The organism is Janthinobacterium sp. RA13 (assembly GCF_000745325.1).
GTDB lineage: Bacteria > Pseudomonadota > Gammaproteobacteria > Burkholderiales > Burkholderiaceae_D > Janthinobacterium > Janthinobacterium rivuli.
This window is the reverse complement of the sequence record NZ_JQNP01000001.1, coordinates 2,095,032-2,107,738: the sequence shown is the minus strand read 5'-3', so window position 1 is coordinate 2,107,738 and position 12,707 is coordinate 2,095,032. Positions and strand designations below refer to the sequence as shown.

At 61.2% G+C, this 12,707-nt stretch carries 12 protein-coding genes; 7 read left to right on the top strand and 5 right to left on the bottom strand.

The genetic code is table 11. From position 1 onward, the window contains the following. Positions 1-215 precede the first annotated feature (215 nt). Positions 216-788, top strand: a complete 573-nt coding sequence (locus FG13_RS09250) for a DUF1415 domain-containing protein (protein WP_035820273.1) — start codon at positions 216-218, stop codon at positions 786-788. Next, entirely contained in the window at positions 788-982 is a 195-nt protein-coding gene (locus tag FG13_RS09245; RefSeq protein WP_035820271.1) for a DUF1289 domain-containing protein, read from the top strand. The genes FG13_RS09250 and FG13_RS09245 overlap by 1 nt, the downstream gene beginning before the upstream one ends. A gap of 106 nt (positions 983-1,088) precedes the next feature. Here FG13_RS09245 and FG13_RS09240 read toward each other — a convergent pair whose 3' ends face one another. After that, positions 1,089-1,595 (bottom strand): DUF1993 domain-containing protein, encoded by a 507-nt coding sequence (locus FG13_RS09240; protein ID WP_034779265.1) that lies wholly within the window; start codon positions 1,593-1,595, stop codon positions 1,089-1,091. A gap of 259 nt (positions 1,596-1,854) precedes the next feature. Here FG13_RS09240 and FG13_RS09235 point away from each other — a divergent pair, with 259 nt between their 5' ends. Beyond that, positions 1,855-4,971 carry an EAL domain-containing protein gene (locus FG13_RS09235; protein ID WP_035820268.1) on the top strand — a complete coding sequence of 1,039 codons (3,117 nt, stop codon included), beginning with the start codon at positions 1,855-1,857 and terminating at the stop codon, positions 4,969-4,971. Positions 4,972-4,988: 17 nt separating this feature from the next. After that, positions 4,989-7,262, top strand: coding sequence for a xanthine dehydrogenase family protein molybdopterin-binding subunit (locus FG13_RS09230; RefSeq protein WP_035820266.1), 2,274 nt, complete (start codon positions 4,989-4,991; stop codon positions 7,260-7,262). Positions 7,263-7,268: 6 nt separating this feature from the next. Here the strand turns inward: FG13_RS09230 and FG13_RS09225 are convergent, their stop codons facing one another. Further along, positions 7,269-7,697, bottom strand: coding sequence for a thioredoxin family protein (locus FG13_RS09225; RefSeq protein WP_035820264.1), 429 nt, complete (start codon positions 7,695-7,697; stop codon positions 7,269-7,271). Positions 7,698-7,974: 277 nt separating this feature from the next. Here FG13_RS09225 and FG13_RS09220 point away from each other — a divergent pair, with 277 nt between their 5' ends. After that, a complete protein-coding gene (locus tag FG13_RS09220; RefSeq protein WP_034749665.1) occupies positions 7,975-8,892 on the top strand; it encodes a 23S rRNA (adenine(2030)-N(6))-methyltransferase RlmJ in 918 nt (305 codons plus the stop codon). 84 nt (positions 8,893-8,976) lie between these two features. Here FG13_RS09220 and FG13_RS29380 read toward each other — a convergent pair. The 3 genes from FG13_RS29380 to FG13_RS09200 all read right to left on the bottom strand — a co-directional run bounded on the left by FG13_RS29380 (position 8,977) and on the right by FG13_RS09200 (position 11,800). Beyond that, positions 8,977-10,343 (bottom strand): IS3 family transposase gene (locus tag FG13_RS29380; RefSeq protein ID WP_425252161.1). Its coding sequence is split into 2 segments (ribosomal slippage): positions 8,977-9,840 and positions 9,843-10,343, totalling 1,365 coding nucleotides; the frame shifts between segments, so codons are not numbered across the junction. Positions 10,344-10,423: 80 nt separating this feature from the next. Then, entirely contained in the window at positions 10,424-11,173 is a 750-nt protein-coding gene (locus FG13_RS09205; protein WP_035820257.1) for an SAM-dependent methyltransferase, read from the bottom strand. Positions 11,174-11,191: 18 nt separating this feature from the next. Then, positions 11,192-11,800 (bottom strand): Maf-like protein, encoded by a 609-nt coding sequence (locus FG13_RS09200; protein WP_035820255.1) that lies wholly within the window; start codon positions 11,798-11,800, stop codon positions 11,192-11,194. 22 nt (positions 11,801-11,822) lie between these two features. Here FG13_RS09200 and FG13_RS30425 point away from each other — a divergent pair, with 22 nt between their 5' ends. Both FG13_RS30425 and FG13_RS09195 read left to right on the top strand, forming a co-directional pair. Continuing rightward, positions 11,823-11,966: a hypothetical protein gene (locus tag FG13_RS30425; protein WP_161784168.1), complete on the top strand. Its 144-nt coding sequence runs from the start codon at positions 11,823-11,825 to the stop codon at positions 11,964-11,966. A gap of 55 nt (positions 11,967-12,021) precedes the next feature. Next, positions 12,022-12,519 carry a YceD family protein gene (locus FG13_RS09195; RefSeq protein WP_034779242.1) on the top strand — a complete coding sequence of 166 codons (498 nt, stop codon included), beginning with the start codon at positions 12,022-12,024 and terminating at the stop codon, positions 12,517-12,519. Positions 12,520-12,707: the final 188 nt, after the last annotated feature.

Genomic DNA, 12,707 nt, shown 5'->3' with positions numbered 1-12,707 from the left:
AAGTCGGAAACGGCTGAGTTTCCATTCGCAAATGCTGTCATTATTGCAAATTTAATTTGCCCAATGCGTGATTCGGCCGCTGTTATAGCATACATGGCGAGAAGGCTGGCGCAAGCCTGGATGGCGCCCGGCATGAGGCTGCGCAAAAGTGCGTACAATTTGGCTTTGGCCGGCCATTCAGCCGCCGGTCGCCATATTGATAGAGAGTCAAGTATATGAACACCCCGCCGCGCCACGACGACGACAACGCCGTCATCATCGCCAATACCGTTGCCTGGCTGGAAAAGGCCGTGATCGGCCTGAACCTGTGCCCGTTCGCCAAGGCCGTGCACGTCAAGAAGCAGATACGCTATGTGGTGTGCGAATCGAGCAATCCCGAAGATCTGCTGGCGATGCTGATGGACGAGCTGCAAACCCTGGCCGACACGGATCCCGAGCAAATCGACACGACCCTGCTGATCCATCCGTACACCCTGAACGATTTCCTCGACTACAACGAGTTTCTTGACGTAGCCGACGCGGCCGTGGAAGACATGCACCTGGCCGGTGAGCTGCAAGTGGCCAGTTTCCACCCGAATTACCAGTTTGCCGAGACGTTCGAGGACGACATCAGCAACTACACCAACCGCTCGCCGTACCCGACCTTGCACCTGCTGCGCGAAGACAGCATCGAGCGCGCCGTCGAGGCCTTCCCGGAAGCGTCGGAGATTTTCGACAAGAATATCGCCACCCTGGAAGCGCTGGGCAACGAAGGCTGGGAAAAGCTCGGCTTGCCGAAGGTGTCCTGATGGGTGACAAGGAATTGCCGCCGCGTCCCGATACGCCCTGCGTGGCAGTGTGCTCGACGACTTTCGATGAAATCTGCCGTGGCTGTGGCCGCAGCGTGGTGGAAGTGGCCCACTGGGTGTCGATGACGGATGAAGAGAAGGAAGTGGTGTGGGTGCGGATACTGGCGCAGGGGTATCCGCGCCGGAATACCTAGCCCACCCAAGGGCAACTGCTGGGGTCAGACCCGACGGGGGAATGCTTCCCAATGGGAATCATTCCGATTCCGAAGGAACTGACCCCGGTACTGTTGACGCCAGCGATTAATAGCTACCGATAAAATCTTTCTTGCCCACTTCGATACCGTTGTGGCGCAGGATGTCGTACGCCGTCGTCGCGTGGAAGAAGAAGTGCGGCAGCGCGTAGTGGAACAGATAGGTCTGGCCCGTGAAGTGCTTGGTCTTTTCGCCGCTGCCGGTGGTGATGGCGCGCGTTTCGCTGCCGTCGATGTCGGCTTGCGGCAGGCTTTCCAGGAAGGCGATGGTTTTCACGATGCGCGCTTTCAGTTCTGCAAAGCTCTGTTCGCTATCTTCATACGGTGGCACGGCCACGCCGGCCAGGCGCGCGCCGCAGCCCTTGGCGAAGTCGGTGGCGATCTGGATCTGGCGCACGAACGGCAGCATGTCCGGGAACAAACGGAATTGCAGAAGGGCGTTCGGGTCGATTTTCTTGTCTTGCGCGTGCGTTTCCGCCTTGTCCAGGATGGCGGCCAGGCTGCCCAGGATCTGTTTGAAGACGGGGATCGAAGCGGAGTAGATGGAGAAGGTCATGGTGGTTCCTCTAGGTAAAGTGGCGCGATGATAGCAAGCCGTGCGTTTTTCTGCTGGCGCCGGTCGGGCGCGCCGGCCCGCGTGTGGTTTTTCCACCCTGTTTATATGACACGAGGACACCGCTGGCGTGTGTTTATTGGTGACTTTCCCCGCTTTTTGCATGCATAATTGCTCCTCATAAAGTTTCTTCCCGCCTGACCACCCGATTCCCCTGTAAAGTCAATGATCGCCCGCCTGATCCCTGTTGCCCTGTTGCCGCATGTTTAATTCACCTTACCAGCGCCTGCGCGCCAGCCTGCGCGTGCTGTACGGCTCGTCGATCTATGGCGCCTTGCTGCTGGTGGTATTTGGCGGCCTCGTCGTGCCCGCCACCTTCGGCAGCTATGTGCTGGTCGGCGTGCATGAGCGCCAGTCGGCGCGCACCAGCCTGAACGAAGCCTTGCAGCGCAATGCCGACATCCTGGCGCTGGGCATGCAGGAGTCGCTGTGGAACATGAATGCGGAATCGGCCCACTCGCTGGTCGAGTCGGTGATGCGCGACCGCTCCGTGCTGCTGGTGAAAGTGCTGGGGCAGGGCGACACGGAATTCATCAGCCTGCAGGCGCCGCAGCGGCCCGTGGGCAATCTGTACCGCGCCGAGCGCGACATCCTCGTGCGCGGCGAACGCATCGGCCACGTCGTCGTCGAGATGGACGATGCGCGCAGCCAGCAGGAGCTGCGCGAAAAGCAGATGGCGTATATCTTCGTGCTGGGCGCGCAACTGGCCGTGTCGATGGCGCTGATCGTGCTGTTCCTGAACCGCCGTCTGCTCAAACCCCTGCGCCGCCTGACGCGTTTTTCCGACCGCCTGTCGCACGGCGATTTCGATACGCCCCTGACCTCGCACAGCAATGACGAACTGGGCCGCCTGACGGCCCAGCTTGAGCAAATGCGCGCGGCCATCGGCCAGCTGTTCGAGGACGTGGGCCAGCGCGAAGAGCGTTTCCGCACCATCGTCACGCAGGTGCCGGGTGCCGTCTTCCGTTACCGGCCCGATGGCCCCATCGATTTCGTCAGCGACGCCATCGAAGACATTTCCGGCTATTCGGCACGCCAGTTCATGCGCGGCACCACGCATGCCTGGGAAGACCTGATCTGCCCGGAAGACCGCCGCGCGCACCGCCGTGCCGTCGGCCAGGCGGTGGCCGAGGTACGGCCGTACGCGCTGGAATACCGCATCTTCGACGCCTTCGGCATCGAGCGCTGGGTGGCCGAGAATGGCCAGCCGCAGGCGGGCGAGCAGGGCGTCACCTGGGTCGACGGCATCATCGCCGACATCAGCCAGCGCAAGCACCACGAGATGCGCATCGAAGCGCTGCTGACGGAGCAGAGCGCGATTCTCGACAACGTGATGTTCGGCGTGATGTTCGTGCGCCACCGCCGCATCATTTCCGTCAACCGCCGCTGCGAGGAACTGTTCGGCTACGACCATGCCGAGATGACGGGCAATTCGACGGCCATCGTGTTTACCAGTTCGTATGATTTCGAGGACGCGGGCGAGCGTCAGTATCCGGCGCTGGCCATGGGTGGCGACTTCAGCGAGGAGCGCCAGTACCAGCGCCGCGACGGCAGCCTGTTCTGGGCGCTGGTGAGCGGCTGCGCGCTCGATCCGCTGCGCCCCAATGAAGGCAGTATCTGGGTGTATGCCGACATCACGGCGCGCAAGGAAGCCGAGGAAAAACTGCGTTTGTCGGCCACCGTGCTCGAACATATCGCCGACGGCGTGATGGTGGTCGATGCCAGCGGCATCATCGTCACCGTCAACCCGGCCTTCACGCAAATCACCGGCTACACCGAAGCCGAAGCGGTGGGCCAGCACTCTTCGCTGACACGCTCGGCGCGCCATGACGCTGCATTCTACGAGGCCATGTGGAACGAATTGAAAGCCAGCGGTTTCTGGCGCGGCGAAATCTGGCACCAGCGCAAGAATGGCGAACTGTACCTGGAATGGCTGACCATCAGCGCCGTGCGCGACGCGCGCGCCGGCACCACGCATTACGTGGGCGTGTTCAGCGATATTACCCTGATCAAGGAGTCGCAGGAAAAGCTCGACCACATGGCCCACCACGATCCGCTGACGGCGCTGCCGAACCGGCTGCTGTTCCACGACCGCCTGCAGCACGCGCTGTTGCGCGCCGCGCGCGACCAGGAGCAGCTGGCCGTACTGTTCATCGACCTGGACCGCTTCAAGAACGTCAATGACACCCTGGGCCACCATGTGGGCGACGAATTACTGCAAAAGGTGGCGGGCCAGCTGGCGGCCCGCCTGCGCGAAGGAGATACGCTGGCGCGCCTGGGCGGCGACGAGTTCATCGTCCTGCTCGAACGCGTCGACGGCGAGTATGGCGCGACGCAGGTGGCGGAAAAGCTGATGACCATGTTCGACCAGCCGTTCACGGTGGCCGATCACGAACTGTTCGTCACCTGCAGCGTGGGCATCAGCCTGTATCCGGATGATGCGCTGGACTTGAACATGTTGATCCGCAATGCCGATGTGGCCATGTACCAGGCCAAGGCGCGCGGGCGCAACGGCTACCGCTTCTATGCGCCGTCGATGACGGGCGAAGGCGTCGAGCGGCTGCGCCTGGAAACCTTTTTGCGCCGCTCGCTGGAAAAGAACGAGATGTTCCTCAATTACCAGCCGCAGGTGGAAATCGACACGGGCCGGCTGGTCGGCGTCGAGGCGCTGGTGCGCTGGAACCATCCTGAACTGGGCCTGGTGCCGCCGGCGCGCTTCATTCCGCTGGCCGAGGACAGCGGCTTCATCAACCAGCTGGGCAAATGGGTGCTCGACGAGGCGTGCCGCCAGATGATGCGCTGGCAGGCGCAGGGCTTGCACGTGCCGAAGATGGCCGTGAATCTGTCGGTAAAACAGTTCGAGCGGGGCAGCATCGCCGGCATGGTGGCCGACATTCTGAAAGAAACGGGGCTGGAACCCCAGCGGCTGCAGCTGGAAGTGACGGAGTCCGTCATCATGAACACGGGCGACGCGCTCGGCTTCATCAACGACTTGCACGCCATCGGCGTGGGCCTGGCCATCGACGATTTCGGCACCGGCTATTCCTCGCTCGCGTATCTGAAACAGCTGCCTGTGCAAACCCTGAAGATCGACCGTTCCTTCATCAAGGATATCTCGACGGACGTCAATGATGAAGCGATTGCGATTGCCATCATCCAGCTGGGCAAGAGCATGCAATTGTCGGTGATCGCCGAAGGCGTCGAGACGGAAGAGCAGGCCGCTTTCCTGCTGCGCCATGGCTGCAAGCTGGCGCAAGGTTATTTTTATAGCCGTCCGGTGCTGGCTCAGGATATGCTGGAGCGCTGGATCGATCACTAACGAATAAAGGGTATCCCATGGCCGCAGAAAAAAACACCTCGCGCCGCCGTTTCCTGCTCGGCGGTCTGGGTCTCGGCGTGGCCGGCGTGGGTGCCCTGGTGCTGGGCTGGGGCGTGCTGCCGCCGCGCCAGCGCCTGCATGGCAGCGCGCCGCTGCCGGTGGCCGATGGCGCCGTGGCGCTGAATGGCTGGCTGGCCGTTCAAATCGACGGCAGCGTCATTCTGGCCATGCCGCGCAGCGAGATGGGGCAGGGCGTGCACACGGCCTTGCCGATGCTGGTGGCCGAGGAACTCGACGTGCCGCTGGCCAGCGTCAAGCTGATCCAGGCGCCCATGGATAAAATCTTCGGCAATGTGGCCATGCTCCAGGATGGCTTGCCATTCCACCCGGACGACCACGGACGCGTCAAAGCGCTGGCCCAGTGGACGGTCGCCAAGGCGGCGCGCGAACTGGGCGTGATCGTCACGGGCGGTTCGTCAAGCGTGAAGGATGGCTGGGGCCCCATGCGCGAGGCGGGAGCGTCGGCCCGCGCCATGCTGGTGGGGGCCGCTGCCGCGCTGTGGCAAGTACCGGCCGCGCAGTGCCGCACGGAAAATGGCGAAGTGCTGCACCCGGATGGCCGGCGCGCCAGCTACGCCAGCCTGGCGCAGCGCGCCGCCGCCATCGATCCGGGCACGCCCGTGCTGAAGTCGCCCAAGGATTTCAAACTGATCGGCCAGCCGGCGCCGCGCCGCGACACGCCATCGAAAGTCAATGGCAGCGCGCGTTTCGGCATCGATGCGCGCCCGCCCGGCATGCTGTACGCGGCCCTGCATCTGCCGCCGCGCCTGGGCGATACCCTGTCCGCCTTCGACGCGGCGCCGGTGCTGGCCATGCCCGGCGTGAAAAAGGTGCTGGACCTGACGCCGCAGCTGGCCCAGCGCAGCGTCTCGTGCGCCGCCGTGGTGGCCGACACCTGGTGGCGCGCCAAGCAGGCGGCCGCCGCCTTGCCGACGCAATGGAAGGCTGGCCCGCAGGCGAATTTGTCCAGCGCCGGCGTGTATGCGGAGTTTGCCCGCCTGTTAGACACTGAAGCCGGTTATGCCTATCACGCCAGTGGCGAAGTGGAAGGTAAAGCCGTGCAGGGCATGCGTCAGGTCAGCGCCGAGTACCGCGCGCCGTTCCTCGCGCATGCCGCCATGGAACCCGTCAACTGCACCGCGCAGGTGAAAAATGGCAAGGTGATGCTGTGGGTCTCGACGCAGGCGCCCGGCATCGCCGTCGACGTGGCGGCGAAAGTGGCCGGCGTCGATGCGAACGATGTGACGATCGAGGTGCTGTTGCTCGGTGGCGGTTTCGGCCGCCGCCTGGAAGTGGACATGATCGCGCAAGCCGTGGCCATTGCGCTGCAGTGCGGTGGCGCGCCGGTGCAGCTGGTGTGGACGCGCGAACAGGATACCAGGCACGATATGTACCGTCCCGCCGCGCTGGCCCGCTTTGCGGCCCGCCTCGACGAGCATGGCCGCATCGCTTCCTGGGACAATAAATCCGTCAGCGGCTCCATCACGCACCAGTTTTTGCAGCGCAATTTCGGCTTGCCCGGCGCTGGCCCGGACAAGACCACGGCGGAAGGCGAATTCGACATGCCGTATGAAATCGCCAACCAGCGCATCGCCCACGTGATCGCCGACAGCCCCGTGCCGATCGGCTACTGGCGCTCGGTGGGCCACTCGCACAACGCGTTCTTCAAGGAAAGCTTTATCGACGAACTGGCGCACGCGGCGGGACAAGACGGCATCGCCTTCCGCCGCGCCATGCTGGTGAAGCATCCGCGCCATTTGGCCGTGCTCGACGCGGCCGTTGCCAGGGCAGGCACTCCGCCGCCCGGCCATGCGCATGGCGTGGCCTTGCACCAGTCGTTCGGCAGCATCGTTGCGCAAGTGGCGCAGGTGTCGGTGGAAAACGGCGAAATCCGCGTGCAGCGCGTGGTGTGCGCCATCGATTGCGGCATCGCCGTCAATCCGAACATCATCGCCCAGCAGATGGAATCGGCCGTGCTGTTCGGCCTGTCGGCGGCGCTGGGCGGCGAGATCACCTTCAAGGAGGGCAAAGTCGAGCAGAGCAATTTCCACGACTATCCCGTGCTGCGCATGGGGCAAACGCCCGAGGTGGAAACCATCATCATCGCCAGCGCGGAACACCCGGAAGGCGTGGGCGAACCCGGTACGCCGCCGATTGCGCCGGCCGTGGCCAACGCCGTGTTCAGTTTGACGGGGAAAAGGCTGCGCAGCCTGCCGCTGCGCCTGAGTTGATTTACATCAAGCCAGGGTGGCGGCCAGTAAATGACGCAGATTGCAGTCGCGTTGCCAGTCGCGCCGTTCCTGCGTGCTGCTGGCCAGCGCCGCCAGTTCGTCCCCGCTGAGCGCTTGCTGCGCCTGCACCATGCGGTGCGCCAGGCCACCGTCGGGCAGCACGGTGCCGAAGAAGGCCACGTTGTCTTCGTGCTGGATCAGCAGGGTGGGGAAGTTGTCGATGTCGAGGTCGCCCACCACGTCGGCCTGGTCTTCGATGTCGATCCAGACGAAGACGGTGTCCGGGTGGCGCGCGGCCAGTTCCTCGAACGTGGCGCGGTAGCTGCCGCAAGTGCCGCACCACAGCGCGCACAGGCAGGCCACCGTCCAGCGCGGGCCGGCCAGGGCTGTGGCGACGTCGGCGCGGTTGTCGGTCGTGAGGGTCAGACTGTGCATGGTCGTATCTATATAGTAGGGCGGATGGGCGCCGGGCGCCCGATGCGCGTATTCTACCGCGCCCGGCGACGCCAGTCCTGGTAATGCATGAGCTTGTTTAGCCGTGTTTTTTGATGCAATCGACCTTTCTGGTGGATAATGCTGGTAATTGCGCGCTGATTACGCTGGTCCATGCTGTTTCCTGGCCCCGCAGCCTGACCCCTCCAGTCTGTTTTCATGCCCTGCCCGGTGTCAGCGCTCCCGCCTTTATTTTTTTTATTATGGAATTAGCCAGCTTATGTTGAGTTACCGCCACGCCTTTCACGCGGGTAATCACGCCGATGTGTTGAAGCATTATGTGCAGATTCAGTTGTTGCAATATCTGAATCAAAAAGATACCGCCTATAGTTATATCGATACCCACTCCGGCGCGGGCGTATATGCGCTCGACGGTGGTTATGCCTCGAAAAATGCCGAGTACGAAACGGGCATCGCGCCCCTGTGGGACCGCACGGACCTGCCGGCCTCGCTGGCCGAGTACATGAAACTGATCAAGGAAATGAATCCGAGCGGCAAGATGCGCTACTACCCGGGTTCGCCGTACTGCGCCGACAAGGTCAGCCGCGAGCAAGACCGTCTGCGCCTGTTCGAGCTGCATCCAGCCGATGCAAAGATTCTGGCCGACAACTTCCGCAAGGTCGAGGCGCATGCGCTGGCCCAGGGCGAGCGTCCTACCGTGCGCGGCAAGCGCGTGCTCATCACCAAGGCAGATGGCTTCCAGAGCCTGAAAGCCCTGCTGCCGCCGCCATCGCGCCGCGCACTGGTGCTGATTGACCCGCCGTATGAAGACAAGATGGATTACCGCAAGGTCAAGGACACCCTGGCCGATGCCCTCGTGCGTTTCCCGTCGGGCATGTATGCCGTCTGGTACCCGGTGCTGCAGCGCATGGAATCGCGCCAGTTCGCCGACAAGCTCAAGCAATTGCCCAGCTCGGACTGGCTGCATGTGACCCTGACGGTCAACACCCCGTCGCCGGACGGTTTTGGCTTGCACAGCAGCGGCATGTTCATTTTGAATCCGCCGTACACGCTGGAGCCGATGTTGCGCGAAGTCATGCCGTACCTGGTGAAGGTATTGGGCCGCGACGATGGCGCGAAGTTCGTATTGGAAACGGGCAAGGGCGGTCAGAAAAATACGGGCACAAGAAGAGTGTAGTCATACTCGGCTTGGTAGCGCCGCAATAAAAAACGCCACGATCATTGAACTGACCCCAAATAGTTGGACGGTTTAGTTTATTTACTAGGTGGACAAGGGCTGAGTTCTGTATTGCACAGGACTCAGCCCTTTTAATTTGAGCTTGATACGCTCGTGATTATAGTAGTGGATGTACTGTTTGATGCCACGCTGCAATTCATCGACACTGCTGAACTTGTTCAGGTAGAAGAACTCCGTCTTGAGCACGGCAAAGAAGCTTTCCATGGCTGCGTTGTCGAGGCAGTTTCCCTTACGGGACATGCTTTGCTCCACACCCTTATCGCGCAGCATTTTCTGGTAAGCAGGCATCCGATATTGCCATCCCTGGTCAGAGTGCAGCATGGGTTTGTCTTTCGCCTTCAGTTTGGCCAGCGCTTTCTGGAGCATCGCGCTCACCAGTTTGAACACGGGCCGCCTGGACGTTTCAAACGCCACGATTTCCCCGTTGTACAGGTCCATCACCGGCGACAGATACAGCTTCTCGCCGGCAACGTTAAACTCCGTCACGTCCGTCACCCATTTCTGATGGGCTGCCTGCGCCTGAAATTGGCGCTGCAAGACATTCGCCGCCGCCTGCCCCACTTCGCCCTTGTACGAGCGATATTTCTTGGGGCGCACCAAGGACCTCAACCCTAACTGGACCATCTGCCTTTGAACGGTCTTATGATTGACCTGCAGGCCCAGCTGCCGAATCGCCAACGTCACGCGCCGATATCCATAACGCCCTTGATGGCGGGCGAAAATGGAACGAATTTGTTGCTTCAGTGCCTGATGCTTGTCGGCTACCTGCGCCACCTTCTGCTGATAGTAAAAGGTGCTGCGCGGCAGGGCCGCGAGCTTGAGCAAGGCCGCCAGCGGAAATTGTTGCCTTAGTTCGCCAACTACTTGCGCTTTTTGCGCGCTGTTGTCTGCTGCTCTTGCTGCTGAACCAAGGCTTTCAACTTTTTTAGATAGGCGTTCTCCATGCGCAAGAAATTCACCTCGGCGAGCAGTTCTTCGCGGCTACGGGTTGCATCATCCACATGGGGTTGAGGCTGGGGCGGTTGAGAAGTGGGCATCTTTGTCGGTCTGCCGCGCTGTCGCGGCTTCAGGGCGTCTATACCACCGCTATGATAGCAGCGCTCCCAGGCAGGGATGCAAGAGGGACTACGGATATTGAATACCGCCGCGGTCTGACGATAGGAGAGCTGGTTGGCCCACATGTGCTCGAGCACCTGCAACCGTCGCTCGGCCGGGTAGTGGCTAAACTTTTTGCTTAAGCCAGCCTGTCCGTGCAGGTTAAATAAATGAAGCCATTGCCGAACCATGGCATGATCCAGACCATGTTGCCGGGCGATTGTTTGGACTCCTGCCTCACCCCGCATGCATTGCTGAACCACATCCAGCTTGAACTGCGTACTATGCTTAGCCATAGAAAAACCCCGAAAGTTGGTGTCCAACTTTCGGGGTTCAGTTCATCATTCGATCGTGGCGTTTTTTTATGGTCGGGAGATTACTGTCCCAGCAACAGGAACACGGTCGGTTTCTTGTGGAAGTCCGGCGCCTTGCCTGCGGCCAATTGTTTTTTCCACTGTCCGCCATTCCACGTCTGCACGCTTTCCGTGTCCAGGCTCAGGTCGGTGGCGACGCAGATCAGGGTCGATGGCGCGCATTGCGCCACGAGGGCTTCCAGCATGGCGGCGTTGCGGTACGGCGTTTCGATGAATAGCTGAGTTTGCTTTTCATTGCGCGAGCGGCTTTCCAGTTCCTTGATGCGCTTGGCGCGCAGGGCGGCGTCCGTGGGCAGGTAGCCGTTGAATGCAAAGCTCTGGCCATTCAAGCCGCTGGCCATCACGGCCAGCAGGATCGACGACGGGCCCACCAGCGGACGCACTTTAATGCCGTGCTGATGCGCCAGGCGCACCAGGTCGGCGCCGGGGTCGGCCACGGCGGGCACGCCCGCTTCCGACACGAGGCCCGCATCGCGTCCCGCCAGCAGGGGCGCCAGCAAGCCGGCCAGCGCTTGCGCCGGGGTATTCACGTTGAGTTCGGAAATCGTGATCTCTTGCAAGGGCTTGGCCAGCGGATGCTGGTTGCCGATCAATTTCAAAAAGGCGCGCGCCGTCTTGGCGTTTTCCGCAACGAAATAATCGAGCTGCGACGTGATCTGCCGTACTTGCTCTGGAATGATGTGGGCCAGCGGGTCGGCCGGGCTGTCGGAGAGGCCGAGGTGGTTGGGAATCAGGTACAGGGTGCCGGTCATATTGTTATTGTCGGTAAATTAAATGGTGAAAAACGTGACGCCCGCCTTGCGCAGCATGCCGGTGAGGGCGATCAGCGGCAAACCGGTGAGGGCGGTCGGGTCGGTGGTGGCGATGCATTCAAGCAGGGCGATGCCCAGGCCTTCGTTCTTGGCGCTGCCGGCGCAATCGTATGGTTGCTCGATGCGCAGGTAGGCGTCCAGCTCGGCGTCGGGCAAGTCGCGCACGGTGACGAGGGTCTGGACGTCTTCCACTTGCGCCACGGGAGGATTCTGGCGGCCGTCGAGCAGGCAAAGTGCCGTGTGGAACACGGTCTGGCGTCCGCGCATGGTTTGCAGTTGCAGCAAGGCATGCGCATGGTTGCCGGGCTTGCCGATCTGCGCGCCGTCCAGGGTGGCGACCTGGTCGGAGCCGATGACGAGGCTGCCGGGGTAGCGGTCGAGCACGGCTTGCGCCTTGGCCTGGGCCAGGCGCAGGGCCGTGGCGCTGGGGCTTTCGCCTGGAAGGGGGCTTTCGTCGAGATCGGGCACGGCCACCTCGAAAGGCAGGCGCAGGCGTTCCAGCAATTCCTTGCGATAGGTCGAACTCGATGCAAGAATCAAGCGCAATGGGGCGGAAGTTGGTATCATTCGGTAGTGGATGGCGGCCGGCATGGCCGCGCTGGTCGATGTCAGTGGAATTTCACGTGGTTCCAAGGCGCAGAGCCCACAACGAGGCTCCATGCGGCATGACGGTGTTGATGAAGTTGTCATGTTGATGGCAATGATTGCGTCAAAAAAGATGCTTAGCCTTTGACTCCGTGCTAAAAACCCTGTTATTATCGCAGGTTTTCCGGGGAAATTTTCTACCAATGAATGCTTTTGTGATCGACGCCTTTGATTTTTGTCGTATCAGCGGGAGCCGCGAGGGTGTAACTCCTGTCGCTGAAATGACCCGGTTGACCAAGGATTGTGCAGATAGTTCCGGCGAGATCGCCTGGAAGATCGTCGGCGGCACCAGCAAGCTGGGCTACCCACAACTGACCTTGTCGGTCAACGGCACCGTTCAGCTGGTTTGCCAGCGCTGCCTGACTCCGTATGCTTACGCAATTGATTCGACGACCACTCTGATGCTGGGCAAGGATGACGAGCACGCGGACGAGATCGAAGAAATCATCAACGATGAATCGATCGACGTGATCGTCGGCAGCCGCAGCATGGATGCCGCGGCCCTGATCGAAGATGAAGCCTTGCTGGCCCTGCCGCAGGTACCCAAACACGACGTCTGCCCCGATACGGCGCAGCTCGATGCTCTCAAGACTGAAAAGAAGTCGCCGTTTGCGGCACTGAAAGACTTGAAGCCAGAATAAAGTAGTAAAGGGGTTTTCCCCATCAAGGAACGTGTCAAACGCGTGTAGTAATCGAGTATGGCAAGTGTAGTGAAATGTAATTGTAATAAACGATGTCGGTCCGGGCTATTTTCGGGTAGTCTTTGCCGCTGGGATACTCGATTCGCATGTATTTGCCAATCGATTGTGCTAAAATTTTAGAACTTATG